At 71.9% G+C, this 26,787-nt stretch carries 17 protein-coding genes; 3 read left to right on the top strand and 14 right to left on the bottom strand.

Annotated elements, in window-relative coordinates; genetic code table 11:
- Positions 1-94: 94 nt before the first annotated feature.
- Positions 95-1,294, top strand: coding sequence for a globin domain-containing protein (locus ACFWUY_RS05460; protein WP_384102265.1), 1,200 nt, complete (start codon positions 95-97; stop codon positions 1,292-1,294).
- 8 nt (positions 1,295-1,302) lie between these two features.
- On the opposite strand, the gene ACFWUY_RS05455 is transcribed toward ACFWUY_RS05460, so the two are convergent.
- The 4 genes from ACFWUY_RS05455 to ACFWUY_RS05440 all read right to left on the bottom strand — a co-directional run bounded on the left by ACFWUY_RS05455 (position 1,303) and on the right by ACFWUY_RS05440 (position 4,193).
- Positions 1,303-1,497, bottom strand: a complete 195-nt coding sequence (locus tag ACFWUY_RS05455) for a hypothetical protein (protein WP_384102263.1) — start codon at positions 1,495-1,497, stop codon at positions 1,303-1,305.
- Complete coding sequence (locus ACFWUY_RS05450; protein WP_384102260.1) at positions 1,494-2,453, bottom strand: nucleoside triphosphate pyrophosphohydrolase; 960 nt, start codon at positions 2,451-2,453, stop codon at positions 1,494-1,496. Before ACFWUY_RS05450 ends, ACFWUY_RS05455 begins: the two co-directional genes overlap by 4 nt.
- 19 nt (positions 2,454-2,472) lie before the next feature.
- The gene (locus ACFWUY_RS05445) at positions 2,473-3,117 is read right to left on the bottom strand and encodes a SurA N-terminal domain-containing protein (protein ID WP_384102256.1); all 645 of its coding nucleotides are present in this window, start codon (positions 3,115-3,117) and stop codon (positions 2,473-2,475) included.
- A gap of 80 nt (positions 3,118-3,197) precedes the next feature.
- Positions 3,198-4,193 (bottom strand): glycosyltransferase family 2 protein, encoded by a 996-nt coding sequence (locus tag ACFWUY_RS05440; protein WP_384102253.1) that lies wholly within the window; start codon positions 4,191-4,193, stop codon positions 3,198-3,200.
- A gap of 126 nt (positions 4,194-4,319) precedes the next feature.
- On the opposite strand from ACFWUY_RS05440, the gene ACFWUY_RS05435 reads away from it, so the two are divergent.
- On the top strand, positions 4,320-6,632 hold the full coding sequence (locus tag ACFWUY_RS05435; protein WP_384102250.1) for a YfhO family protein: 2,313 nt from the start codon (positions 4,320-4,322) through the stop codon (positions 6,630-6,632).
- A 31-nt stretch (positions 6,633-6,663) separates the two neighbouring features.
- Here the strand turns inward: ACFWUY_RS05435 and ACFWUY_RS05430 are convergent, their stop codons facing one another.
- From ACFWUY_RS05430 to ACFWUY_RS05395, 8 genes are all read right to left on the bottom strand, one after another.
- On the bottom strand, positions 6,664-7,182 hold the full coding sequence (locus tag ACFWUY_RS05430) for a GNAT family N-acetyltransferase (RefSeq protein WP_384102247.1): 519 nt from the start codon (positions 7,180-7,182) through the stop codon (positions 6,664-6,666).
- 52 nt (positions 7,183-7,234) lie between these two features.
- Positions 7,235-8,605 (bottom strand): collagen-binding domain-containing protein, encoded by a 1,371-nt coding sequence (locus ACFWUY_RS05425; protein WP_384102243.1) that lies wholly within the window; start codon positions 8,603-8,605, stop codon positions 7,235-7,237.
- Positions 8,606-8,763: 158 nt separating this feature from the next.
- Positions 8,764-9,249 (bottom strand): MarR family winged helix-turn-helix transcriptional regulator, encoded by a 486-nt coding sequence (locus tag ACFWUY_RS05420; protein ID WP_384102241.1) that lies wholly within the window; start codon positions 9,247-9,249, stop codon positions 8,764-8,766.
- Complete coding sequence (locus ACFWUY_RS05415) at positions 9,246-9,743, bottom strand: MarR family winged helix-turn-helix transcriptional regulator (RefSeq protein WP_384102238.1); 498 nt, start codon at positions 9,741-9,743, stop codon at positions 9,246-9,248. The genes ACFWUY_RS05420 and ACFWUY_RS05415 overlap by 4 nt, the downstream gene beginning before the upstream one ends.
- A 104-nt stretch (positions 9,744-9,847) precedes the next feature.
- A complete protein-coding gene (locus ACFWUY_RS05410) occupies positions 9,848-10,249 on the bottom strand; it encodes a hypothetical protein (RefSeq protein WP_384102236.1) in 402 nt (133 codons plus the stop codon).
- A gap of 121 nt (positions 10,250-10,370) precedes the next feature.
- Positions 10,371-11,984 carry a protein kinase gene (locus tag ACFWUY_RS05405; RefSeq protein ID WP_384102232.1) on the bottom strand — a complete coding sequence of 538 codons (1,614 nt, stop codon included), beginning with the start codon at positions 11,982-11,984 and terminating at the stop codon, positions 10,371-10,373.
- Positions 11,981-12,598, bottom strand: a complete 618-nt coding sequence (locus tag ACFWUY_RS05400; RefSeq protein ID WP_384102230.1) for a hypothetical protein — start codon at positions 12,596-12,598, stop codon at positions 11,981-11,983. The genes ACFWUY_RS05405 and ACFWUY_RS05400 overlap by 4 nt, the downstream gene beginning before the upstream one ends.
- A 73-nt stretch (positions 12,599-12,671) precedes the next feature.
- The gene (locus ACFWUY_RS05395) at positions 12,672-14,717 is read right to left on the bottom strand and encodes an N-6 DNA methylase (RefSeq protein WP_384102226.1); all 2,046 of its coding nucleotides are present in this window, start codon (positions 14,715-14,717) and stop codon (positions 12,672-12,674) included.
- A gap of 172 nt (positions 14,718-14,889) precedes the next feature.
- On the opposite strand from ACFWUY_RS05395, the gene ACFWUY_RS05390 reads away from it, so the two are divergent.
- Positions 14,890-15,603, top strand: a complete 714-nt coding sequence (locus ACFWUY_RS05390) for a hypothetical protein (protein ID WP_384102223.1) — start codon at positions 14,890-14,892, stop codon at positions 15,601-15,603.
- A gap of 149 nt (positions 15,604-15,752) precedes the next feature.
- Here the strand turns inward: ACFWUY_RS05390 and ACFWUY_RS05385 are convergent, their stop codons facing one another.
- Positions 15,753-16,034 (bottom strand): hypothetical protein, encoded by a 282-nt coding sequence (locus ACFWUY_RS05385; protein ID WP_384102220.1) that lies wholly within the window; start codon positions 16,032-16,034, stop codon positions 15,753-15,755.
- Positions 16,035-16,177: 143 nt separating this feature from the next.
- Complete coding sequence (locus ACFWUY_RS05380; RefSeq protein WP_384102217.1) at positions 16,178-26,761, bottom strand: LamG-like jellyroll fold domain-containing protein; 10,584 nt, start codon at positions 26,759-26,761, stop codon at positions 16,178-16,180.
- Positions 26,762-26,787 lie beyond the last annotated feature (26 nt).

Genomic DNA, 26,787 nt, shown 5'->3' with positions numbered 1-26,787 from the left:
CCGACCGTACAGGGCGGCCCCGGCGGTGAGGTCTGTGGAGATCTCGTGATCAAGGAGTGGGCTCGTGCCCTAGATTCGTGCGGTGGATCCTCAGATGCTCAGAAGCACGTTCGCGGTCGTCGAGAGACGGGCCGAACACGCCGTCACCTTCTTCTACTCGCATCTTTTCTGGAACAACCCCGCCCTGCGCGAGCTGTTCCCCGAGGACATGCAGCCCCAGCGGGACCGGCTGTTCGCCGCGCTCACGCACGTCGTGACCCATCTGGAGGCCCCGGGGCTCGCCGAGTACCTGGGACGGCTGGGCCGTGACCACCGCAAGTTCCTCGCCTCCCCCGCGCTGTACGCCGCCGTCGGTTCGAGCCTGCTCGCCGCGTTCGCGCACGCCGCCGGATCCGCCTGGACCGTGGACGCCGAGAAGGCCTGGACGGAGGCGTACGGGCATGTCGCCGGCCTGATGCTGGCGGGCGCCGACGAGGCGGCCGGGGCCGGGGAGCCGGCCTGGTGGGACGCGGACGTCGTCCGGAACGAGCGGTACGGCGAGGACCTGGCCGTCCTCACCCTGCGGCCCCGGCAGCCCCTGCCGTACCTTCCCGGCCAGTACGTCGGCGTCAGCTCGCTGCGCGTCCCGCGCGTCTGGCGCACCTACTCCCTCGCGGACGCGCCCCGCCCGGACGGCACCGTGGAGCTGCACGTGAGCCGGATCAGGGGCGGCGCGATGAGCACGGCGCTCGTCGAGGAGACGGCTCCCGGCGAGACCCTGCGGCTCAGCGCGCCCGGCGGCGGCCTCACCTCGCGGACGGAGCCCGGCGGGCTCCGTACCTATATATGCGCGGGTACGGGGTGGGCCCCGGTGCGGGCGCTGCTCGCGGAGGCGGCGGGCGCCGAGCCGGAGCTGAAGGGCCGTCTGTTCGTCGTGGCCCGCTCGAAGGAGTACCTGTACGGGCGGCGGGACGCCGAGCGCCTGAAGGAACGGCTCCCGGGCCTGAGCGTCACCTACATCACGTCCGCGCCCGGGTACCGCAAGGACCAGGCGACGGAGCGGCTCCTCCAGTCCCTGCGGGCCTGCGTCCACTGGGCCGCGCACGACGTCTACCTCGCCGGGCCGCCCGGCTTCCTGACGGAGGTCACCGAGACGCTCGTGGAGTTGGGCACCGAGCCGGCCAGGATCCACCACGACACGCTGCCGCCGGTGGGCCGCTTCACCGTCCGCCCGAACACCGCGGCCGAACGCCTCCTGGGCCCGCCCGCACCGCTCTGGCACGACCCGGAGGCCCGCGCCCCGCGCGAACCCTGAGCCGGGCGTCAGCTCCGGGCGCGCGGCCGCACCCGCATCGCGGCGAACCGCGCCAGCCGGACGACGCCCACCAGCGCGAACAGCGCGAAGACGACGCGCAGCCACTCCGGGTTGCCGCCGCTCGCCGCCTCCCACGCGAGGAAGAGCGTGAGAAGGACCGTCCCGCCCACGTCGCCCTTCCGTCCGCTCCGCGGCCCGGTCACAGGCCCTCCGCCGCGCGGATCGCGTCCCGGTACGTGCGGGCCGCCGCGCGCAGGGCCGCCTCCGGGTCCACGCCGGCCGCCTCCGCCCTGGCGGCGAGGCCGAGCAGTTCGTACCCGATGCCCTCGCCCTCCGGCAGCGGTACGTCGAGGCCGGCCGTCCGCACCCGGCCCGCGAGCTTCGCGGCGAGCGCGAGCCCCGGCTGGCCGAGCGGCACGCCGTCGGTCACGGACTCCCGCTGCTTCTCGACGGCCTTGGTCCGCAGCCAGTGGGCCTTGACCTCCTCCGGCGTCTCGGCGGTCGCGTCGCCGAAGACGTGTGGGTGCCGGTGGATCAGCTTCTCGACGATCGTCCCGGCGACGTCGTCCACGGAGAACGGCTCCTCCGGGTCCTCCTCGGCGATCCGGGCGTGGAAGACGACCTGGAGCAGGACGTCCCCGAGCTCCTCGCGCAGTTCCTTCCGATCGCCCTCCTCGATCGCCTCGACGAGTTCGTACGCCTCCTCGATGCCGTACTTGGCGAGTCCCTTGTGCGTCTGCCGCGAGGACCAGGGGCACTCGCGGCGGATGCGGTCCATGATCTGCACGAGGTCGAGGAGCCGGGCGCCGGGCAGGTCGTACGAGCCGGGCAGCAGTTCCAGGTCGGGCATCGTGAAGCGGCCCGAGCCGGCGAGCCGGGCGAGGCCGTCGGTCAGCGCGCGGTCGCCCTCGCCGGAGGGGAGCAGCAGGACGGTGCGGCCCCCGGCGCAGGCCGCGACGAGTTCCTCGGCGGTGGGCCGGAGGTGCTCGACGGCGACCCCGGCCTCCCGCAGGTACGGCAGCTGGGGGTGGTGCTCGTCGGGGCAGAGCACCCGGTCCGCGCCGCGCAGCGCCTGCCAGGCGGGCCAGGACAGGAGTCCGGGGGCCACGCGGTGGCTGGCGGTGAGCAGGACGATGCGGCCGGGGCTCTCAGATGTCACCCCTCGAACCTACAACGGGTCACGCTCCGGCCGGGACGGCGGTCGGGTCCTGGCTGATCTTCCGCAGCCAGGGTGCGGTGGTGGCGGAGAGGCGGACCTGGGCGTCGTCCCAGGCGCCGTAGCGCGGGTTGACGTCGATGGCGAGGGCCTTGGAGGCGGCGGAGAAGACGTCCGTCAGCTTCTTCTGGCCCTCGGGGGTGTCCGTGACGCCGAGCTTGGCGGCGATCTTGTTCATGAGGACGTTGCGGCGGACGACGTCGTCGATCTGGCCGGGGGCCACGCCCTGCTCCTGGAGGAGGACGGTGGCGAGCTGTTCCTCGCCGCCGCTCTCGCGGACGAACGCGGTCCTGGTCTGCTGGAGCTCCGCGCGGGTGGCGGTGACGCCGTTGTCCGCGGCGACCTTGTCGACGACCCGGTCGAAGATCATGACGTTGAGCTTGCGGCGGGGCAGGTCGCCGGTGCCCTGGACGAGCTGGGCGGCCTGCGGGGAACGTTCCTGCGCGGCGCGTACGTCCTTCACCTGGGCCTGGAGGCTGGCGACGTCGATCCGTTCACCGCCGACGACGGCCGCCGCTCCTGGGTGGGCCTCACTGCCGCAGGCGGTGAGCAGCGGGGCCGCGGCGAGGAGCGCGGCGGAGACGGTGAGCGCAGTGCGGCGGTGCAAAGGAGCCTCCCGGGCTGGTCGTGCGTCAGTTGAACGACCTTGCGGTGATCGATGGTAGGGAGTCGCCGGGGCCGGAGCCACTACTTCGGTGCGACTGTTTCCCACAACGACTCAGCCGTACGCCGGGTGTCGGCCCGTCCCTCACCCGTCTCGGGCCCCTCGTGCGTCTCCTGCACCAGGTAGTGGGGCCGCCGCTTGACCTCGTAGTAGACGCGGCCGACGTATTCGCCGATCAGTCCGACCATGACCATCTGGACGCCGGCGAGGGCGGTGACGGTGACGAGGAGGGTGACGTAGCCGGGGGTGTCGACGCCGTTGGCGAGCGCGTCGACGACGATCCAGGACGCGTGGCCGAGGGCGACGAGGACGAGGAGGAACCCGAGGTGGAGGGCGGCCCGCAGCGGCTTGTTGTTGAAGGAGAGGAGGCCGTCGAGGCCGTAGTTGAGGAGCTTGCCGAAGGTCCACGTGGAGCGGCCCTGCTCGCGGACGGCGTTCTCGTAGGAGAACGTCGTGGTGCGGAAGCCGACCCAGGAGAAGAGGCCCTTGGAGAAGCGGTTGTACTCGCCGAGTCCGAGGACCGCGTCGACGGTGCGGCGGGACAGGAGCCGGAAGTCGCCGACGCCGTCGACGAGCTCGACGTCGACGAGCCGGTTGATCGCCCGGTAGTAGAGGCGGGCGCTGAGGGTGCGGGTGAAGCGGTCGCCCTCGCGGGTGCGGCGGGCGACGACCTGGTCGTACCCCTCGGCGTGCAGCGCGACCATGCGGTGCACCAGCTCCGGCGGGTGCTGGAGGTCGGCGTCCATGATCACGACGGCCTCGCCCGCGGCGGCGCGGAGTCCGGCCAGCATCGCCGCCTCCTTGCCGAAGTTGCGGCTGAAGGAGACGTAGCGGACGTGGCGGGGGTCGCGCGCGGCGAGCTCCCGGAGGAGCGGGAGGGTCCCGTCCCGGCTTCCGTCGTCCACGTAGACGATCTCGAACCCTCCGTCGAAACGGGCGAGTTCCTCGGTCACGCGGTCGTGGAAACGGGCGAGGACGTCCTCCTCGTCGAAGCACGGGACGACGATCGACAGAAGCACGCGGACCACGACAACGGAGTGCGGTGACCCGGCCGGTCCGCGTGGATGGCCTTCAGTCGACCATTGGATGAACTGGGTGGCCGTGCCCGGTTCCTCCCCGCCGTTCGCTGGCATATTCGAGCCGTCATGCCGAACACCACGCGCTCGTGCCTGCTCTCCGCCCTCCTGGCCGTAACCGCCGTCTGCGGCGGGGACGCCGCCGCCCGGGTCTTCCCCTTCGGGCCGCGCCACCGGGCCGTCAACGACCTCGCGAACCAGTTCACGCCCTTCCACGCGCACCTGTGGGACCTGCTGCGCGGCCGGGCGGACGGCGGGCTCCTGCTCGACTGGCGGGCGGGCTGGGGCACCAGCTTCCTCCCCGACTACGGCACCTATCTGTCGAGCCCCTTCGCCCCGCTGGTCGCGCTCTTCCCGCGCGGGGACGTCGAGTACGCGGTGTACGCGGTCACCGTCCTGAAGACGGCGGTCGCGGCGGCGGCCATGACCTTCCTGCTGCGCCGCCTCGGCCCGGGTTCCTGGTGGTGGGCGGCGGCCCTGGGCGCCTCGTACGCGCTGTGCGGCTGGTCGCTCGCGGAGGGCACGTACAACCCGATGTGGCTGGACGGCCTGATCGCCTTCCCGCTGCTCTGCCTGGTGGGCGAGTGGGTGCGGGAGGGCCGGCGGCCGCTCCTCGGGCCGCTGGTGGTCGCGGTCTGCTGGGCGGCCAACTTCTACACGGCCTACATGGCGGTCCTGGGCGCGGCGCTCGTCCTCCTCGTCCGCCTGGCGGTGACGGACTCCTTCCGGTGGCGGACGGCGGTCCGGGCGGTGGTGACGGCGGCGATCGGGACCGGCCTCGCGGCTCCCGTCCTCGTCCCCGTCCTCCTCGGTTCGCGCCGCGCCCACCCCGGTCTGGTCCGGGAGTTCGACCCGGCGCCCGCCACGGACGTCCTGGCCCGGCTGCTCCCGGTGACGTACGGCTTCGCGACCCCGGCGGCCTTCGTCTGCACGGCGGTGCTCCTGCTCGCGGGGGCGCTGCTGTTCCGCCGGGACGTGCCGGGCCGGGAGCGGTGGCTGTGGGCGGGCCTGTGCGCGGCGGTCGTCGTCTCGATGCAGTGGGGCCCGACGCACCTGCTCTGGCACGCCTTCGCGACCCCGAACGGCAGCCCGTACCGCCAGACCTTCGTCCTCTCCGGTGTCCTCGTCCTCGCCGCCTGGACGGGCCTCGCTCACGGCCGCCCCGACCGCCGGTCGCTGCTCGGCGGCACGGCGGTCGTCCTGGTCCTGGCGGCGGGCGCGCTGCCCAGTCCGTTCCTCACCGGCTGGGCGCTGCTGTTCACGGGCGCGGGCCTGGCGGCGGTGGCGGGCGCGCTGCTGCTCCCGGCGCGGGGCCGGTACGGCGTGCTCGGCGCGCTCCTGGTCGTCGGGACCGTACTCGGCCAGGCGGCGGCGACGACGGCGTACGCGGACCGGGAACGGCTCGTCCGGCTCGACGACTACCCGCCCCTCGGCGTGGCGCAGGAGCGGCGTGCGGCGGCCCTCGCGGCGGCCGACGGCTGGCCCGCGTACCGCACGGACGCCGGGCTGCCCCGGGTCGCGGGCAACGATCCGCTGCTGCTCGGCGGCCAGGGCGCCGCGTACTACTCCAGCCACACCCCGGCGGTCCTGACGGACACGCTGACCGCGCTCGGCGGCGGCTGGACCTCACGGGGCCGGAACCTGCTGAGCCTGGACAACCCGGTGACGGACGCGCTGTTCGGGGTGGGGGCGCGGTGGCGGGACGGCGCGGTCGTCCGTACGGAGACGTATCTGCCGCTCGTGACGGTACGGCCGGCGGGCCCCGCCCCGGTCTACGGTCCGTCGCCCTTCCGCAACCAGGAACTCCTGCTCGGATCCCGGGTGTACGGGGCTCCGCGCGCGGGCGCCTGCCCGGTCGGCACCGAGGTGTTCCTGTGGGCGCCCGACGCGACGGGCCCGGCCCGCCTCGGCGACCGCGAGGTCCGGCTCCTCGGCGGGCAGCCGAAGCGGCGGGCGGCGATGACGTCCCTGGGCGTCCAGCGGACACCCGGCCTGCGGCCGGTCCTGCCGGGCCCCGGCGAACTCGGCTGCCTGGACCACGACCGCCTCCGCACGGCGGTCGCGGCCCTGCGCGCCCGTGCGGCGACCTCGGTCCACGTCACATCGGACGGCATACGGGCCGGCCTCCCGCCCGGCACGACGGGCACGGCGGTCGTGGCGGCCCCCCGGATCGCGGGCTGGCGCTGCGAGGGCGCGCGGGCGGTCTCGTACGGCGGGCTGCTCGCGGTCGACGTCCGCCCCGGCGCCACGACGCTGGACTGCTCCTTCCGCCCCCCGGGCCTCCGGGCCGGCCTCGCGGCGGGCGCGGTGGCGGCGCTGCTGCTCCTGGGTGTGGTCCTGGCCGCGAGGGGGGCCGCCGCCCGGACGGCCCGCGGCGGCTGAGGGGGCCGCGCCCGAAAGGGGCTCACCGGGCTCACCGGGCGGGTGCGGGTCCCTCCCAGCGGATCTCGCCGTCCTCCACGCGGTCCGTCGGGGCGAGGCCGGCCGCGCGGGCGACGGCGGCGGAGGCCGTGTGGTCCGGGTGGACGTAGGCCACGACCGTCCGTACTCCTCGCTCCACGAGGAGGCCGACGAGTCCTTCGGCCGCCTCCCGGGCGATCCCCCGGCCCTGCCAGTCCGTGCCGATCACCCAGGCGATCTCCGCGGCCCGCCCGCCGTCGGTGACCGTGGCCTGCACGGTCCCGGTCAGCCGGCCCTCGGCCCGGAGCCGTACGACCCAGTTCGCCCAGACCGTGGCCGGGTCCGGCGCACCGGCGACCAGCCGCTCGTACCGCGCGCGGAGTTCGGGCGCGGTCAGCGGGGCGCCGCCGATGAAGGTGTGCAGGGCGGGGTCGGCCAGGACCCCGGCCATCTCGTCGGCGTGCGCGACGGCGAGCGGCACGAGGTCGAGCCGGGCGGTCCGCACGATGGCCGTGGGGACGGCTTCCGTCACGTCTTCCGCCTCCGTACGTTTCGATCCGGCGTTCCCGGCGCCCCGGGCCGGCTCAGTGCCTGAACCGCCGGATCAGCAGCAGGCCCCCAAGGGTACTCAGTACGGCGAGGGTGGCCGCCGCGTAGGTACGGACGCCCGTGCCGCTCTCGGCGAGGCCGGAGCCCGGGTCGGTCGGGGACGGGGCCGGGACGGGGGTCGACTCCGAGGGCTCGGGGTGCGTGGGGGTCGGGTCCGTCGGGGTGGGAGTCGGTTCGGTCGGGGTCGGATCCGTGGAAGTGGGCGTCGGGTCCTTCGGCGTCGGCGTCGGGGCCTCGCCGCACGTCAGTTTCGCCGCGAACGGGGCGTAGTGGATCTCGCCCGCGTTCGCGGGGGCCCGTGAGGTGCGCTGGGCGCCGCCCCGGCCGGCCGCCGCGCGGGTGTCGGCCTCGTCGAGGGGGCCGGCGGTCAGGGAGCGGACGATGACGTCGCCCTCGATGCCGGCGGGGTCGAGGTCGGTGAGGTGCGCGCGGGGGGCGTAGACCGTTCCCTCGATCGTGTCGCCGGCGTCGATGGTGATGTCGGTGGCGTCGGCGAAGTTCCACAGGACGTACGGCGCGTCGGCGCCGCTGATCCCGGCCAGGTCGGGGACGTCCCAGGTGAGGACTCCGCCGGTGGCCGTGGTGTCGACGTCGATGACGAGGGGTCCGGTGGCGGTGGGCCGGTCGAGGAAGGTCAGCTCGGAGAGCCGGTTCAGCTCGGCGCCGGTGAGGCGGAGGACGTTGGTGCGGCCCGCGACCGGGGTGACGCGGCCCCGGTCGACGATCTCGACGTTGTCCGCGCAGGTGGCGAGCGCGTCGGCGCGGTCGCGGTAGGCGCCGAAGAGGGCCGTGAAGTCCATGAGGCCGGGCGCGGGGCCGACGGAGGCGGCGGGCTGGTCGGCGGTGAGTTCGACGCGGGGCGTGGGGTCGTGCCCGGCGCCGGTGGCGGTGACCCGGGTGTGGACGGCGGCGTTGTCGCCGTCCTTCGTGACGACGTCGCTGCCGGTGAGGTCGCCGATCTTCACGTAGCCGTCGGACAGGACCTTCAGGACGCCGGCCCGGCTGTCGGCGCCGTGCGCGATCCGGCCGCCGACGAGGAGGGCGGTGGGGCGGGCGTCGCCGGGGGCGGTGAAGGTTCCGGCGGTGCGGAGCGAGACGTCGTAGCCGGAGCCGTAGGACAGGTTGCCGCCGACGGCGACGGGCCCCTCGGACTCCGTACTGCCGAGCAGGGCGTCCTTCTCGGTGACGACCCCGTAGCCGTTGCCGCCGGCGACGGGGTTGCCCACGTCGACCCGGGAGGCGTACGCGTGGGGGGCCACCGCCCCGGCCGGGAGGGCGGCCAGCGCGCCGACGGCGCACGCGGCGGCACAGGCGGTGAACCCGAGGGGCCTGCTCGACTTCGTCATGCGGGGACCATGCGGCCGGCCGGGCGCTCCGGGCCGTCTGACACGCCTGGACGCCGGTCAGATGCCGTAACGAATCCACGCTCGGGGGGCGGCCGGCGGCCGGTGGCCCGGCGGCCGAACCAGTCCGGCGGTTCCGGCGGTTCCGACGGTTCCGACGGTCAGGAGGCGCCCGCGAGCTCGGCGTTCGCGCGCTCGGTGATCAGGGTCAGCACGCGGCCCGCGACGGCGAGGTCCTCGGCCGGGATGCCGGCGTACAGCCGGGCGGAGGTCAGGGCGGACTCGGCGCCGGCGCTCTCGTGCAGCTCCCGCCCGGCGTCCGTGAGCCGCAGCCGGGAGGTCTCCGCCGGGTCGGCCTCCAGCAGTCCGGCGGCCGTCAGTCCTTCGATCACGCCGTGCACGGCCGACGGGTCGTTCTTCAGCGAGCCGGTGACGTCGGCGACGAGCTCGTCGCGGCCGGCGGAGCCGCCGGCGCGCACGACGGCCTGGAGCGTCACGCTCTGCTCGAACGTGGCCCCGTGGCGGGTCAGTACGCCCTCCAGGAGGGCGCGGGCGGCGTAGTGCGCCAGGGCTATGACCCGGCCGTTGGTCGTGGGTGCGGCGGTGGACGCGGTGGTGGTCGCGGTCGTGGACGCGGTGGTGGTCATGACTGCTCCTCGTCGTTCTCGGCGGGTGGATCAAGAGGATGCGGATCAAGAGGTGCGTCGAGCAGGGTCGCGAGGTCGCGGGCGAACCGCCGGGCGTGCGGGCCGTCCTGTCCCCCGAGCGGCGCGAGGAGCTGGTCGAGGAGACCCTGGACCACCCCGATCGCGCGGCGCGTGACGTCGCGCCCTTCCTCGGTGAGCGACAGCTGCATGGCGCGCGGGTCGTCGGGGTCCCGGGTGCGGGTGACGAGTCCGGCGGTCTCCAGGGCGCGGGCGAGTTTGGAGACGTACAGCGCTTCGAGACCGGTGTGGTCGGCGAGCCGCCGCTGACTGGGCCGCAGCCCGGAGCGCGACATGCCGTACAGCGACCCCATCAGCGCGTACTGGGCGTGGGTCAGGCCCAGCGGCGCGACCGCCCGGTCGACGGCCACCCGCCACTTCGTCGACAGGCGCCAGACCAGGAATCCCGCCGTGGCTCTCTCCGTTGCTTCACTCACCCGAGATACCGTACATGGCTATGATAGCCATGGCTACTATCCAGCCGGAACGAAGGCCGGGCCCCGTGGCGGGTCCCGGCCCTTCGCGGAGTCGCGACGCGCGGTTACTTCGCGGCGACCTCTTCGAGGCAGAGGACGAACTTGTCCGAGTTCAGCTCCTGCGCGAGCGCGGAGAGCTCCGCACCGCACCGGTTCACGTCGAAGGTGTTGTCGATGACCTTGACGACCTTGAACAGGTCGGGCTTCCCGGAGGAGCAGTCCGTGGTGTCGACCTTGGGGTCGTTGTCGGGGCCCGTCACGGTGACGCACTCGCCGACCTGGGCGTGCACCGGGGCCTCGCCGGTGAGGTACGGGAGGCCGAACTTCACGGCGAGGGCGATGACGATCGCGACGACGACTCCGCCGACCTTCTTGAGGAGGCGGCCACCCTTCTTCGCGGGGGCGGCGGGCTGCTGCTCGGGAGCGGCGGGCCGCTCGGGGGCGGGGGGCGCGGACGGCGTCGTCATGAGAGGTTCCTTTTGAGCGCGAACATGATCAGACGCGAACGCTACATGCACCAAATCAGGCAAAAAGGATCAGTAAGATCCACTTCCCGATCGTTTGCCGAGTCGTGATCCTGTCGTCACGTCAGGAGCGCGGCCCCAGCTGCCGCTGGTGCGCGAGCACACGCCGCAAGTCCACCGGAAGCGGGTGATACGGGCCGTACGCGCGCTCCGCGTCGAACAGCAGCCGCTGGAGCTGGTCCTGTCCCGCCGTGTGCTCGCCCGCCGCCACGAGGAGCAGCCCGATCCGCTGCCGGATGTCGAAGGCGCGGGTGAGGTCCGACTCGTAGTACGGCAGGACCGCGCGGAACTCCGTGAGCGCGGCCGCCGTCTCCCCCAACTGCTCCAGGCAGAGGGCCACGTCGTACCGGAACCGCAGGACCTGCGGATCCCCCGGCCCCGCCTCGGCGTCGCGGTCCGCCACGAGCCGGCGCAGCTCCGGCAGGGCGCGCCGGTACTGGCCGTCGTCCATCAGCGTCGACGCGTACTGCTTGCGCAGGATGCGGACGACCGGCGAAGCCTCGCCGTGCTCGGCCGCGGCGGCGGGCAGGATCCCGCCGAGGACGTCCACGGCCTGGGTGAGCGAGCCCTCCCCGAGCAGCCGCTTGACCTCGTCGACGGCGGCGGCGACGTCGGGCCGGGCCGCCGGTGTGGCCTGCGCCGGAACAGGAACCGGTGCCGGTGTCGATGTCGGTGTCGGTGTCGGTGTCGGTGTCGGTGTCGGAACCGGTGTCGGCACCGACGCCGGTGCCGGGAACGCGGGGGCGACGGCCGACGGGTGCGCCGCCGGGCGGTCGGGCCAGGGCGCGTGCGGGCGGAGGAAGGGCCGGGTCGGGTCGAGGGGTCCCGCGGGGGCCCCGCGCGCGGGGAGCAGCGGCAGCAGGTGCTCGTACACCTCGTGCGCGCCGGAGGGGCGCTCCCGCGGGTCCTTGGCGAGCAGCCGCAGCACCAGCGCTTCGAGGGTCCCGGGCACCTCGGGCCGCAGCTGCCGGAGCGGTACGGGAGGCTCGTACAGGTGCCGGTGGAGGACACCGAGCGCGGTGGACCCGGCGAACGGCACGGTGCCGCTGAGGAGTTCGTGGAGCAGGACGCCGAGGGCGTACAGGTCGGTGGACGGGCCGACGGCGCCGCCCATGGCCTGCTCGGGTGCCATGTACGAGGGGCTGCCGATGGGCGAGCCGGTGTGGGTGAGCCGGGTGGTGTCCGCGTCCAGGACGGAGGCGACGCCCAGGTCGAGGACGACGACCGACCCGTCCGGGCGGACCATCACGTTCCGCGGCTTGAGGTCGCGGTGCACGATCGGCACGGCGTGGACGGCGGCGAGCACCGCGCACAGCTGCGCGGCGACGGAGACCGCCCACGGCCAGGGGTACGGGTCGTGCTCGGCGAGGTGGTCGGCGAGGTCCGCGCCCTCCACGTACTGCATGACGAGGTAGAGGTCGTCGCCGTCGCTGCCCGCGTCGTGCACGGTGACGAGCCCGGGGTGGTCGACGTGCGCGGTCACCCGGCACTCCCGCACGAAACGGCGCCGCAGCTCCTCGGCGGCGGTCTCGGGGCCCGTCATGGTGGCCGGGCGGAGCAGCTTCACCGCGACCCGGCGGTCCAGCCTTCCGTCGTACGCCGTCCAGACCTGGCCCATGCCGCCCTGGCCGATGACGGTGGCGAGCTCGTAGCGCCCGCCGATGACACGTCCGTTCACGCCCGCTCGTCGCCTTCTCCGTGGGTGCGGAGGAGGTCGCTCAGCTCGTCCAGCTCGGCGCGGACCTGGTCGATCCGGGGCCCGGCGGGCGGCTGGGGCGGCTGGGGCACGGGCACCACGAGCGGCGGCGCGGCGGCGGAGAGGTACGGGTTGGGTGCGGCGAGCGGGCCCGACGCCGTGACGGGGGTGCCGTCGGCGCCGTACGCGTACCCGAGCGGCCGGTACGGCGGTTGGGCCGGCGGCTGCGCGGGCGGGGGCGGGACCATGACCAGGACCGGGGCCGGCTGGTGGTGACGGATGTCGACGACCAGGAAGTAGCAGGTCACGATCGCCATCTGGACGAGCAGGACCACCATGCCGGCGGTGTTCATCCACGTGCCGGCGAACCGCTGCTCCAGCGGCACCACACAGGCGATGTTGAAGACCAGGTGGACCCAGAAGAGCGCCCAGTCGCGCCCGGACCGCCGCATGATCGCGATCCGGAGCATCGCCACCCACGCGAGGAAGCCGAGGGACAGCACGACCAGGACCGTGATGAGCACGCGGACGGTGATCGTGGCCGCCGACGGGCCGGTGGCCCGGGCCGGCGCGGGTGTGGGCACCTGACCGTACATACGACGCTCCCCCAGACGGATGATCAGGCTAAGAGAGTAAGACCCTCCCGGCCCCGGCTCCACGCCCGCGTCGTCACCCGGGTTCCACGCTTCCGTCGGCGAGGCCGTCGTACAGGCCCTGCACCAGCTGCTCGCCGAGGCGGGCGGCCAGCCGCAGGGCCTCCTCGAACTCGGCGAGGGACTTGAAGTGGGCGCCGTGGCGGCGCTGGTCGGCGAGGGGCAGCCGGGGCAGCTGGAGGCGGCGCACGTCGAGCCTGGTCGCGGTCGAGGCGAAGCTGCTGGCCTGCCGGTTGTTGGCGGTGCCGCGCAGGAAGCCGGCGAGGAACCAGGGGTCGAGGGCGGCCGGATCGGGCCGCAGGAGCTGGAGGTTGCGGCCGAGGGCGGCGCCCGCGGTGGCCGCGTCCACGACCCGGGTCACGGAGCCGCCGCCGAGGACGGGGACGACGACGTCGCCCTCGGCGACGAGGACGGGCTCCTCGGCCGGACCGCCGCCGGGCAGGGTGCCGGAGGGCGCCCCGCCGGACAGGACGTCGTGCTCGGTGAGGACGGGGACGTCGTCGCCCCCGGGCGCCGTGCCGGAGCCACCGGTACGGAGCTGGAGGGCGCCGGTGCGGGCCAGTTCGCCGACGGTCGTGAGCGGGCGGGGCCCGGAGCGCGCGGGGACGGGGGTGGGGGCGAGGCCCCGGGTGCGGCGCAGCGTCTCGTCCAGGCGCTCGCGGACCGTGGCGAGTTCGGGTGCGGTGCCGCCGGCCGCGGGGGCCGTGAGGTAGCGGGCGGGGGCGAGGTCGACCTCGTCGTCGAGGAGTTCGATGACGGGGACGGCGCGGGCCACGGACTCGCCGCCGCCCCGGCCCGCCCAGGCGTCGAGGACCGTGTTCCGGAGGGTGGTCCAGGGCAGTTTGTCGCGGCCGGCGTCCGGGGCGAGCCCGGCGGTGTCCACGAACAGGGTCTCCGCCGGGGGCCGCTGGTCGCCGCCGGGCCGGACGAGGACCCAGAGGTGGAGCGGGATGCCGTACGGGGGCGCGGCGCCGGCCGGGAGGGCGACCACGGCCCGGAGCGCGCCGCGGCGCAGGAGGTCGGCGCGGATGCGGCGGCCGGAGCGGCGGGAGGCGACGGCGGGCGGCATGAGGAGGACCGCGGTCCCGCCGTCGCGGAGCCGGGCGAGGGCGTGCTGCACCCAGGCCAGTTCGGACTCCGTGCGGGCCGGGAAGCCGTACTCCCAGCGCGGGTCGTAGGCGAGTTCGTCGTGGCCCCAGGCCCGCTCGTTGAACGGCGGGTGGCACAGGACCGCGTCGGCGGCCAGGGCCGGGAAGGCGTCGGCGCGGAGGGTGTCGGCGGTGGCGGCGCGGATGTCGGCGTCCCCGTGGAGGGCGAGCCGCAGGGCGGTGAGGGCGGCCAGGTCGGGGTCGGCGTCCTGGGCGTACAGCGCGGCGGGGTGGGGGACGGCGCGCAGCAGGCCGCCGGTGCCGGAGGCCGGGTCGACGACGGTGGCGAGGGGGCGGCCGTCGGGCACGGCGGCGGCGGCGAGCTCCGCCATGAGCTCGGCGAGCGGGGGCGGGGTGAGCGTGTACTGCCGGGGGTTGGCGTCCAGGTGGCGGCCGAGCAGGAACTCGAAGGCCTGGCGCGCGCCTCCCAGTTCGGTGGCCAGTTCCGCGGCGGCGCGGAGCAGGGGCACGGCGGGGGCGGTCTCGGCGGCGGTGGGGGTGCGGACGGCCCTCGGCAGACCGAAGCGGACGGTGAGGACCTCTTCGAGGGCCTCGGACAGGACCCCGGGGAGCCGGTCGTCGGGGAGCGCGCCGAGCGCGGTCCACGCGCGCGGCCGCTCGCGGAGGAGGAGCAGGACGCAGCCGGTGTGCACGAGGCCGGCAACGGTGCCGGCGGGGTGGCCGGAGAGCTGCTGCCAGACGCGCTCGCGGAGCGGGACCTCGGCCAGTTTCCCCTGGTCGCGGAGCCACTGCTCGACCTCGCCGAGGGCGAAGGAGGGGCTGGTCTCCGTCCCTCCGACGGGCCGGGGGAAGTCGGCGTGGCGGCGGCGCCAGTTGCTCACGGCGGCCCTGCCGACCCCGGCCAGCCGGGCGATACCGGCGGCGGTGACCTCTGTCGCGCTCTCTTCGGGCACCTGTCCGACTCCCCTCGTCCGTGTGTGAACACACCGAGCCTACCGCCCACACCGGTTCACAGCGTGAGTGAACTCAAATCCTGTGAACCATGTTGACTCGGTTCACAGTCTCTGATGTGATTACGTCATCGGAACACGGAGTCCTCACAGCGCCCCGGAAGGTGCCACAGCCATGTCTCAGCAGCAGCAGCGCAACTGGTTCGCCCGTCACAAGGTCCTCACCGGCGCCGGCGCGATCGTCGCCGTCATCGTGATCGGCGCGGCGGTGGGCGGGGGCGGCGACAGCGAGTCCCCGCAGGCCGGCGCCAAGCAGGAGCAGCCCGCGAAGCAGGGCGGCGACAAGAAGGCCCCGGAGTCCAAGGCCCCCGAAGCCCCCGAGAAGAAGGTCGCCACGATCGACGGCGACGGCGACTTCGAGGTGGGCGCGGACGTGAAGCCCGGCCTCTACCGCTCCACGGGCAACAAGGACGCGGAGTGCTACTGGGAGCGCGCCAAGGACGCCTCGGGCGAACTGGACTCGACCCTCGCCAACGACAACGTGACGGGCACCGCCTACGTCGAGATCAAGACCTCGGACAAGCTCTTCAAGTCCTCCGGCTGCGGTACGTGGGAGGCCGTCGACCCGAAGGCGAAGGGCACCCCGCAGACCACGCTCAAGGGCGACGGGGGCATGTTCAAGGTGGGCGTCGACATCGCCCCCGGCACGTACAAGTCCACGGGCAACAAGGACGCCGAGTGCTACTGGGAGCGCTCGAAGGACGCGGGCCACGGCCTGGACTCGATCCTCGCGAACGACAACGTGACGGGCACGGCCGTCGTGAAGGTCACGGCGAAGGACGGCTACTTCAAGTCGTCGGGGTGCGGGGACTGGGCGAAGACGGGCTGAACGCCTCGCGGGCGGTCGCTCGACGACAACAGAAGCGCCCCGCTGGGCATTCGCTCCGCAGGGCGCTCCCATGAGTCACCACGGACCACTGCCCCACCATGGAAAGAGCCCTGCCGGGAACCTCCCCGGCAGGGCTCTTTCTCATCGGATCAGGCAGGTGAAACGAAGATCGTCACCTTCTGTGCCATCTCCGGGTCGTCCACCGTGACGCGCAACCGTGCGCGTGGACCCGCCACGGGCACCCGGTGGGAGAAGTCGTCCCCCACGAGGTCCGCGATCTCGATCTCCTCCTCGGGCAGGTCGAGGAATCCGTCGAAGACCTCCACGGGCTGCTCGGCGCCGGTGCCCTCGTCACGGGTCACCACCACACCGACCTGACCGATGTCGGGATGGACGACCGCGATCACCATGCAGGTCGCGTTCGCCTCCACCGGCGAAGAGGTCGGATCGATCTCAGGGATGTCTTCATTCCCCCCTACCGCTTCGACGCGGAGAAGCCCCCAGGGCACTCCGACTTCGAATGCCAGGCCTTCTCGACCGGAAGTCATTTTTCGAACCCCTCCTCACAGTCAAGCTAGTAGTCCGTATAGGGATTTATCTTATCCCTGTTCATCTGCGCCGCCATCCTACCTTGATCACCACTGCATTTACGGCACTGTGGGAACAGGCGCTGAGGAATATCCTTCGGGACAAAGGTCGAGACCGGCTGATGGTCCTTCACCCATGTGCCCTTCGGATAACCGGAGTTGGTCTTCCCACAGGTGTGACAACCGTGCTTGTCACCCAGGGCGTTGACAGCTCGCTTCTCCGCCTCGGTGAAATCACGGTCCTGGCTTCGCGCCGGAATCGAATCAACCGCATGCTCGCCCGGGAAGAAGAGTTTGCAGGCAGCCTCACCATATCCCCCCTTGCGTCCGCCGATGTTGTGCACGAGGACGGGGGTTTCACCCGCCAGCACATGGTACGTGTGCAGGCCCTCGACGCTCAGGTCGTACGTGACGCGCTGCGCCGTGTACGACTTGACCTCGACGATCGCCGTCAGCCCGCCGTCGCCGTTCTGGACTTTCTGGCCGACCTGGAGGTCGCCCGCCTGGGTCCAGGAGTTCCGGGTGGCCTCGTAGAACTGGTGGTGCTTGGTGGTCTCGATCGTCTTGGGACCGGCCTTCGTGGCTACGACGACGTCGACGTAGTCCCGGTCGGTCTTGGTGACGATCACGTCCTTGACCTTGTGGATCTCCTTCGTCTTCTTGCCGGGCTCGGCCGTCTGGACCTTGTCCCCGACCTTGACCTTGGAGATCTCCTTGGTCTTGCCGTCCGCCATCAGCACGGGCGTTTTGCCCGTGAAGCTGTGCGGAACCGGGCAGCCCGCGCTCGAACCACCGTCCGGCTCCGGAGACGACTTGCCCTTCGCGCCGTTGCCCTTGCCCTTCGCGCCGAACGCGCCGCCCATGACGGCACCGACCGACGCCGCCTTCGCGGCTCCGGCGACCGAGCAGCCCTCCTCACTGTTCACACAGGAGGTGCCGTACTCGACCGCACCCGTGAGGGCTTCCTCACCGGCGTTCTCCGCGACGTTCACGCCGACCTTGCCGGCCGTACCGGAGAGCAGCCTGCCCGCGGCGCCCGCCGCGAGACGGCCGCCGACGCCACCGGCAGCGCCCGTCACGGCGCCGACGGCGACCGCTCCGAGGAAGCCGCCGACGGACTTCGGACCGTCGCTCATCATGTAGCCCACGCCGTTGGCCGCGGCGCCCGCGAGGGCGGCACAGCCGATGGCGCCCACACCGGCCGTGATCGCGGTGCAGCCCGCGAAGACGGCGATGCCGACGGCAACGGAGGCGATGGTGGAGGCGTGCTGCTTGACGAAGTTGGCTGTCGCCTTAGCCGCCTTCTTGACGGCTCTGCCGACCTTCTTGGCTGCCTTGACCACCTTCTTGGCGACGTGTTTGACGGCCTTGGCGACCTTGCGTACGGCCTTCTTGACGTGCTTGACGACCTTGTGGGCGACACGTTTCACGCGCTTGTAGACGCGTTTGACGTATCTCTTCACCTTCTTGACGCTGTCAGCGACGTACCGGACGGCTTTCCGCACCGCCCTCTTGGCCCTCTTGACCGCCTTCTTGACCGCCCTCTTGACCTTCTTGGCGGCCTTCTTGACGACCTTGGCGACCTTCTTGACGGCCTTCTTGACGTGCTTGTAGGCCGACTTGACGGTCTTCTTGACCTTCTTCTTGACCTTCTTGACGATCTTGTCGGCCCAGCCCGGCCAGTGACCGGTCGGGTCCATGCCCGTCATCGGGTTGCCGTCCGCGTACGCGTACCGGTTGGCCGAGATCGAGTTCGGGACCCCGCTGAGGGAGACGGTGTCACGGCTGTTGAACTGGCCGGTCTCCGGCGAGTACCAGCGCGCGGCCATGTTGACCTTGGCCGTCGACGGGTCGGTCCAGCCGGACTGGTAGCCCAGCGCGCCGAGCATCATCGAGGACTGCACGACCTCGCCGAACGGCGAGTAGGTCGTGGAGCCGGCCAGCGCCTCGCCCGTCGTGGTGAACTGCGCCACCACGTCGGTGTGCAGGTCCTTCAGGGCCAGCACGGCGGTGGATCCGGTCTTCACGCCGACGAGGTCGCCACCGGCGTCACGGCTGTAGGACGTCACGCCGTCCGAGGCCACGTCGTTGCCGGTGCCGCTGTACTGGAAGGAGTAGACCGAGGTGCCCGTGTCGTCCTTGGCGTCCAGGACGCGGTCGAGACCGTCGTAGGCGTAGGTGCGGTCGCCCTCCTGGATCACCCGGTTGAAGGCGTCCACCTTCATCGACGTGACCCGGCTCGCCTCGTCCGTCACCGACGCCAGCGTGCCGCGCGCGGTGTACGTGTAGGCGCTGTGGCCGTCCGAGGTCAGCCGGTTCCGGGCGTCGTAGGTGTAGGTGTCGCCGGCCACCCGGGTCCGGTTGCCGGACGCGTCGTAGCCGTAGACCTCGTTCGTCGTCCCATTGTTCCAGGACGTGACGCGGTCGGCCCAGTCGTACGTGTACGTGTTGGCCGACGAACCGGCGAGCCCCGTCGTCGTCTTCGACGTCATGTTGTCGTTCGCGTCCCACCCGTAGGTGAAGGACGCGAGCGTCTTGCCGGTCGGCGAGGTCAGCGTGTCGCTGGTCGGGCGTTCGAGCTTGTCGTAGCCGAAGCTGCGCTTCGCCTTGCCCGTGCCGTAGTCGATCGTCGTCACGTTGCTGTTGACGTCGTAGCCGTACGTCGCCGTCGAGCCCGTCAGACCGTCGTTGGCCGTCTTCAGACGGCCGGCGGTGTCATAGCCGAAGGTCGACGTGCCCGAGGCGTCCGTTCGGGAGGTCATCCCGCCGTCGCCGTCGTACGCGAAGGAAGAGGTGCCGGACGGACCGGTCGTCGAGAGCAGCAGACCGCGGTCGTCGTAGGAGAAGGTGTTCTTCTCCGTACCGAGCCCCGCGACCGCCGTGATCCGGTCGTCCGCGTCGTAGTCGTACGTGTGGTCGGCCGTGGCGGCCTCCGCACCCGTACCCGACTGGCGGACCAGCCGGCTCTTCACGTCGTACTCGAAGGAGATCTTCACCCCACCGGGGGAGAGGGATTCCTTGATCCGGCCCGCGCCGTCGTAGACCGCCGTGAACGTCCGGTCCGTGAGGTTCGGATGCGTCGGCGTCGACGGCTCGATCTGCGACTCCGGCAGACCCCACGTGTTGTACGTCGTCAGGAACGGGTTGCCCCGCCCGTCGGTGAAGCGGGTCTGGTTGCCCGCCGCGTCGTACCCGTAGGTCGTGGTGATCGACTCGGTCGCGGAGACCGGCTCGACGACCTTGGTGATCAGCCCCGAGGCGTCGTACGAGAAGGTCTTCGTGTGACCGCGGTGATCGGTCGCCGAGACCAGGTTGCCGGCCCGGTCGTAACCGGTGCTCGCCGTGCGCAGCACGGCACCGGTCTCGTCCAGGTCGTCCGTCTTCACCAGCTGGCCGAAGCCGTCGTACGTGTTGCGGGTGCTGGTGCCGTCGGGCTCGGTGACCGTGAGCGGCTGCCCGTCCATGTCGTACGTGAAGCGCGAGACCTTGCCCGCGCCGTCCGTGACCTCGGTGACCTCGCCCACCGCGTTGTACTTGTACGACTCGGAGACGCCCGTCGGCGAGACGACGCGCGAGAGCTCGCCGCCCGGCGCGTTGTACTCGTTGATCGCCGTGTACGCCCGCTGGGTCGGCTGGCGCACGATGTCCGTGCTGGTCAGCTCGCGGCCCAGGTAGTCGTACGTGCTCTCCTGGCGGGCGCCGTTCGGCCGGATGGCCGACAGCTGGTCGCCGTTGGTGGAGTACGTGTACTTCGTCGTACCGCCGCCCGGCTCGGTGACCGAGGCCAGGTCGCCCAGCTGCGTGTACGAGTACGTGGTGCGGTTGCCCAGCGGGTCGACCTCGGCCGTGACCTGTCCGAGCTTGTTGTACTCGTTGTAGGACGTGGCCGTGATCGGGGTCGAGGCCCCCGGTGCCAGGTACTGCGGCGAGGTCGTCGAGGACTCCTGGCCCTCGGCGTCGTACGCCGTCGTCGTCACGTTGCCCAGCGGGTCCGACGTCTCCGTCGGCTCACCGAAGGTGTTGTAGCCGGTCATGGTGACGGGGCGGACGGAGACCGCGGTCCCGCCGTTCTGCTCCGCCATCACCGCGGGCTCGGTGACCGACGTCTGCTGCCCGAGCTCGTCGTAGCCGTAGTCCGTGACGTTGCCCGCGGTGTCCGTCTGGGACACCGGCAGACCGCGCTGGTCCAGCTTCCACGTGGTCGTGCGGACCGAGCTGCCCGCGGCCGGCAGGGTGCCGCCCTTCAGGGCGGTGACCTGCGCCGGGGTCAGCGCCTCCGCGTAGACCTGGACGTCGTCCAGGCCGCCGAGGTGGTTCTCCGCGTAGGTGCCCTTGTACCAGCGGCGGCCCAGCTGGAGCGGCCCGGTGGCCTCCCACGGGGTGGAGAAGGTCGCGGCGGTGCCGACCTCCGTGCCGTTCACGAACAGGCGCAGCTTCGCCGTCGCCTGGTCGTACACGCCGGTCAGGTGCGTCCAGGTGTTGACCGCGACCGCGGCCGTTCCCGAGGACACGCGCACGATCGCGGGGTCGAAGGTGTCGGTCGCGTGCCGGTTGAAGGTCCAGCCGGACGCCGTCGAGTAGTACAGCTGGAAGCCGGAGGCCTCCTTGCCGTCCTGCGCGACGAAGGTGCGGTTGGCCGCCGTGGAGGTCAGCTTGACCCAGGCGGAGACCGTGAAGCTGCCGCTCGTGTTCACGACCGGCCCCGTGGTCTGCGCCCACGAGTTGGCGTCACCGTCGAAGGCGGCGCTGCCGCTCCGGTCGGTGTTCCAGTGCATGCCGGTGCCGTGGCTGCCGGTGTTGTTGGCGCCGGAGGAGTCCGCGAGGCCGAAGCCCGTGGTCTCGTCCAGCTTGTAGCGGGCCACCGGGGCCGTGGTGCCGTCGTGGACGGTGGTGCCGGTGATGTTGCCCAGGTTGTCGTACCGCGTGTCCGTGGTGGACACGTCACCCGTCGCCGGGTCGCGGTCCGTCTCGGTCACCACGTTGTCGTCGGGGTCGTAGGCGGTGTGCGAGGTCCTGGCGAGCCCGTTGGGGTCGAGGGTCTCGGTCACCGTGCGGTCGGCCGCGTCGACGGTGAAGGCGGTGCGGGTCTGGCCGTCGTTGGTGACCTGCTCGATCAGGTTGCCGGCGGCGTCGTAGGTGTTCGCCTGCTCCGTGAAGGACTTCCCGGTCTGCGGGTCCTTGCGGACCACGGTCGCGGAGAGGCCGTCGTCGGTGTAGGTGTACGCCGTCACCCAGCCCATGGCGTCGGTGATGGACGCGAGCCGGCCGGCGGGGTCGTACGCCCGGGACTCCTGGACGAGGGTCGTCGCGGGAGACGGGTTGTACGGGTCACCCGTGTAGTTCAGCAGGTTGGTGGTGAGCGGCCGCTGCTCGGCGTCGAAGGTGTAGGTGTTGACGGTCCCCGCGGGGTCCGTCTCCTTCACCTTGTTGCCGTAGACGTCGTACTCGAACGACGTGGTGTCGCCGCCCGGGTCGGTCCTGGTCACCATCTGGTTGTACGCGTCGTACGTCATGGACGTCGTGCGCGCCGTGTCACCACCGGTGAGGTCGACGACCGACTGGGACAGGACGTTGCCGTCCGCGTCATAGGCCGTCGTCGTCCTCGCCTGGTGCACCGCGCCGGTGACCCGGTTGGTGACCTTCGGGTCGGTGTCGGTGACGACCTGGTCGTTCTTGTCGTACGTCTGCGAGGACGTCAGACCGCCGGGGTTGGCGTCGGAGATCTCGGTCTTGCCGATCTGCCGGCCGAGGTTGTCGTACGTGTACCGCACCTTGCCGCCGTTGGCGTCGGTGACCTCCGCGAGGTCACCATTGGCGTAGTACGTGTACGACGTCTTCTTGCCACCCGGGGTGGTCACCTGGGCGACGAGACCGGCCGGAGCCTTGACGGGGTCGCCCTCGAACGCCGGAGTGGCGGTGGTGGTGTACGTGGTCGTCGCCGTGCGGCCCGTCGGGAAGCCGGGGACCGGCGGCGTCGTCACCGAGAGCAGGTTGCCCCCGGTGTCGTAGCTGTACGACGTCTTGTACGTGTCGTCCGTCGGGCCCGAGGAACGGCCGTCGCGCTCGGTGAGCACCAGGTCGTTGCGCAGGTCCATCGGCGGCAGCGCGGTGGTCGCGTCCGGGAAGTACGTGTGGTACTCCGTCGAGCACTTGTTGGCCTTGGTGTCCTGGCAGGTGGTCTGGGAGACCGCGTTGCCGCGCACGTCGTGGCCGGTGATGGAGCGGTTGCCGTTGGCGTCGGTCACGGTGTGGAGGAAGCCACCCGTGTCGTAGCCGTACGTGGTCCGCTTGCCCTCGGTGTCGATCGCGGCGAGCAGGCGGTTGCCCATCTCCGCGTCGTACACGTAGGTGAGGGTCTTGTCCGTCGGGTCGGTCAACGTCACGGTCTTGACCGGGGCGATGCCGGAGGACGCCTTGTAGGCGGCCCACTGGGCGGCGACGTCGGCCTCGGTCAGGCCCTTGGAGTGGACCGCGACCTCGGCCAGCGAGCCGGTGAAGTAGCTGATCGCACCGGGCGAGCTGAACCAGTTGGCGGCGAACCCGGCACCGATGTAGGTACGGCCCGTCGCCTGGCTGTTGGCCGCGCCGGTGCACGTGCCCTGCTTGACGCCGTCCAGATAGAGCGTCTGCGTGGTTCCGGTGGCGGACAGCACCGCGTGGTGCCACTTGTCGTCCGTCACCGTCGCCGTGGAGCCCAGGGTGTTGGTGGCGTTGCAGGTGCTGGACCACCAGTGGCCGCGCAGCTTGCCGTCGGCACCCACGTACAGCACGTCGCTGTAGGCGCCGCCGACACCGGCCGGATCGTTCAGCGCCCTGGCCTGGTCGGCCATGATGACGCCGGGTTCGGCCGTCTTGAACCACAGTCCGACGGACCGGTCCTGCGTCTGGTGCCAGACGTTGTGCGGCACCTCCACGAAGGAGGTCGAGCCGTCGAACGTCGCCGCGCTCGCGTCACCCGGACCGAAGGGGCCTTCGGCGCCCTGGATCACGTTGTTGTACGTGCCGAAGCCGGTGTTCACCTGGTTCGCGGCCTGCGCCGCGCCCTGGGTGTCGTCCAGGCGCCAGTAGCCGGCCGGGGCGGTGCCCATGACGGCGGAGCGGTAGACCTGGGACGAGCCGGTGATGGTGGACGGGTTGAGCTTCCAGGTGCCGCCGTTGCCGTCGGTGGCCTGGAGGACGCGGTCGTCGGTCGTGTCGTAGACGACCGACGCCTGGGTCTTCCCGCCCGGCGTGGTGATGCTCTGGAGCAGCCCGGCCGACCGGGTGGCGGAGTCGTACTGGGCCTTGATCGCGTCGGCCGCGAGCGGCTCGGAGTAGAGCGCGACCTCGGCCATCTGGCCGTTGAAGTGCCCGAGCTTGTCGTTCGGGTTCATGGCCGGCCAGCCGCGGTTGTTCACACCCGCGCCGAGCGCGATGTACGGCTGGACCCAGTCGTTGATGGCTCCGGTGAGCGAGCCCACCGGGGCGCCGTCGAGGTACAGGGTCTGGCTGGTGGCGGCGGCGGTCAGGACCGCCTGGTGCCACTTGCCGTCGGTGACGACCGGCGTGGACACGATGGTCGTCGCACAGCTCGGTGCCATCGCGAAGCAGCCGCGGAGCTTGCCGTCGGTGCCCACGTACACCGCGGGGGTGTTCTTGATGGTGTTGACCACCGGGTCGGGGTCGCTGAGGGGCTTGTCACCGTAGTAGAAGAGCACGCCGCCCGCGGTGCTCGTCGTCTTGAACCACAGCGAGACCGAGACGTACGAGGGCGTGGCGCCCGGTGCGGCCGGCATCTCGACGTACGAGGTGGTGCCGTTGAAGGTCGCCGCCTTCTGCGTGGAACCCGCGAGGGGACCGGTGCCGCCCAGCGTCACGTTCTTGTACGTGCCGTTGTACTGGCCCTGGTTCGCGTCGATGGCGTCCTTCGCGACCGTGCCCGAGGTCTCGCCGAGTCGCCAGTAGGCGAACGGGTCGGCGTCGAGGGCCATGGTGCGGTAGTGGTTGCCGGTGGCGTAGGTGTACGTCGTGCACTTGGTCCAGTCGGCCGGCGGGCACACCTTGGTGAGCTGGTCACCGGTGTAGGTGTACTGCCAGGTCTGGACCGAGCTCGCGTCGCCGGCCGTGGCCTGGTCGGTGTAGACGGTCTGGACGTGCCAGGCGGTGGCCGAGACCGGCTGGTACCAGGTCAGGCCCAGGTTCCGCTTGGAGACCTCGTTCGTGATCTTCGTCAGACGCTTGTTGGCGTCGTACGTGAAGGTCTCGGTGCGGCCCGCGTAGTCCTTGATGGTCTTCAGCGCGTAGGTGCCCACCTTCGCGGTCGCCTGGGTGAAGGCGTACGCCGTGAAGTCCTTGTCGGTGAGCGTGTAGCCGCCGGTGACGGCCGCGAGGCGCGCGTAGCGGCCCGACGGGGGCACGAAGGTGCCGTCCGAGTTCCGGCCGAAGGCGACCTGCTCACCACCCGGGTAGGTGATGATCACGCTGGTGAGCGCCCCGGTGCCGTCCTTGACCTCGACGGCCTTCATGTCGACGATCGTCGACCAGCCGGCGCCGAACGCGGAGTCCACGCGCGGGTCGAGGCTGTTGTACGAGCGGTCGATCTCCAGCGACGGGCCGATGACGGGGACGTCGGCGTCGGTGTCCTCGGTGGTGTAGTTGCCGTCCGAGGGGTCGAACTCGTGCCCGTCGGTGTTCATCGACAGGCCCGAGGTGACCGGCGGCTGCGGCACGGCCGTGGCGAAGCGGCTGCCTTCCACGACGGCCGAGGTGCCGTCGCTGACCTCCACGTACCAGTCGTAGTTCTCCGACCACTTCAGCTTGCCGGCGGGAACCTTCCAGCTGCCCTTGGTGATCGCACCGGACGTGGCCACCAGTACGGGGGTGCCGGTGGTGTCGCTGTCGTAGACCTCGAAGGTGTACGAGAGCGGGTTCGGGCCCTTGTCGGCGTCGCTCGCGACGGCGACCAGCTCCGGCTGGAGGGTGTTGGCCTGGAAGTTGGCCGGCGGGTACGAGGCGTTGACCTGCGGCGCGGTGTTCGGCGTGTAGGTCAGGTCGAGCGCCGGGCGGAAGCCGGCGGTCGCCGAGTTGTCGGAGTGGAACTTCTTCCAGTGGAGCATGTCGTTGGTCGGCGCGGTCAGCGCCAGACCGTAGTTCGCGGCCCCGCCGGCGACGTTGTTGAACCACGTCGTGTTGAGCGTGACCGGCATGCGCACGCCGACGCTCGCCGAGCCGGAGCTGTTGGAGCAGGAGGCTCCGGGCGCCGGGGTGGCGGTGCCGATCGCGGCGCCGAAGGACGGGCCGGGGTACGCCGTGACGGCGGACGGCGTCCACGCCTGCGTGATCGGGTGCACCGAGAACGACTGGGCCGCGCAGGTCGAGGACCACAGGGCGTACACGTTCAGGGTGGCGGCGGTGACCCGCTGCCCCGCGAGCGTGGTGCCGAGGGAGTTGAACTGCAGGAACGAGTTCGTCTTGTTGGTGCCCGAGTCGTACGAGCCGACCTTGATCTGGGTCTCGGTGGAGTGGTCCCCGCCGATGGTGTTCTGCGTGTACGTGGAGTTCGACGCGGTCACCGTCGGGTCGACGGTCACCGGGTAGACGCGCGCGGGGTCGTCGAGCCAGGCGCGGTCGGCGGTCATCCGCAGGGCGGGCTGCCCGTCGGCCTTGCCGTCGACGGTCGTCAGCTCGTAGGTGACGGCCCGGGACTGGGCGGGGTCGCCCGAGCGCGGGTCGACCTTGGAGTCCTCCATGTACGCGTGCGGGATGGTCGCGGTGACCTTGCCGTCGGCGTCGGTGAACTCCACGTCGCCGTCGGCGGCGACACGCGGGGTGAGGCCCTCGAGGTCGAGGGGGAAGACCCAGGAGTTCTCGGCCTGCGGGGAGCGCAGGACGATGTTCTCCTTGAAGCCCTCGGCGAGCGGCACGAGCTGCACGTCGGTATCGGGCAGGACCCCGGCGTACGTGAGGGTGCCGTCGGCGTCGAGGGTGGGCTCGGTCTTCGCCGCGTCCCGCAGGGAGTAGGCGAGGGAGCGGCCCTTGCCGAAGTCGACGGAGGCGAGGGCCTTGTCGGCGGCGTCCGGCGCGAACTCGACGTCGAGGGAGTTGGCCGTCTGCTGGAGACGTCCGTCCTTGTCCTCGGTCAGGCTCGTGTCGATGGCCTTCCACGTGCCGTCCGCGCCCTTGAAGTTGGTGCGGCCGGGGTAGTGGCGGACGGTGGTGGAACCGTCGGCGTTGACGTAGTGGTCCGAGGTGGCCGTGGACTTCTTCGCGTCACGCTTGCTGGTGCGCGCGTCGAAGCTCTTGGCGCTGCCCGGTGCCTTGCCGGTGCGGACCTCGGCGGGGTCGTCGGTCTCCCGCTCGAACGACGGGAGCTCGCCCTTGCCCTTGCCCGGCTTGCGGCCGGCCTCGCCTTCGAGGCTCGTGGCGTCGGCGGAGGCGTGGTGGCTCTTGCCACGGGCCGTGCCGCCCTGCTGGTCAGGGGTGTCGAGAGGACTCTCGCTCACCCACTTCCACAGTCCCGAGAGGGAGAGCTTGGGCATCTTCACCGGTTCGAGCGTGACGCCCGCGGCGAGCGCCGACTCGGTGGTGAGCATGAGGAACAGAGAGATGAGTACGGAAA

Origin of the sequence: Streptomyces sp. NPDC058664 (assembly GCF_042716635.1) — a bacterium.
In the GTDB taxonomy this organism is placed as follows: Bacteria; Actinomycetota; Actinomycetes; order Streptomycetales; family Streptomycetaceae; genus Streptomyces.
This window is presented reverse-complemented; position numbering and strand designations above follow the sequence as displayed.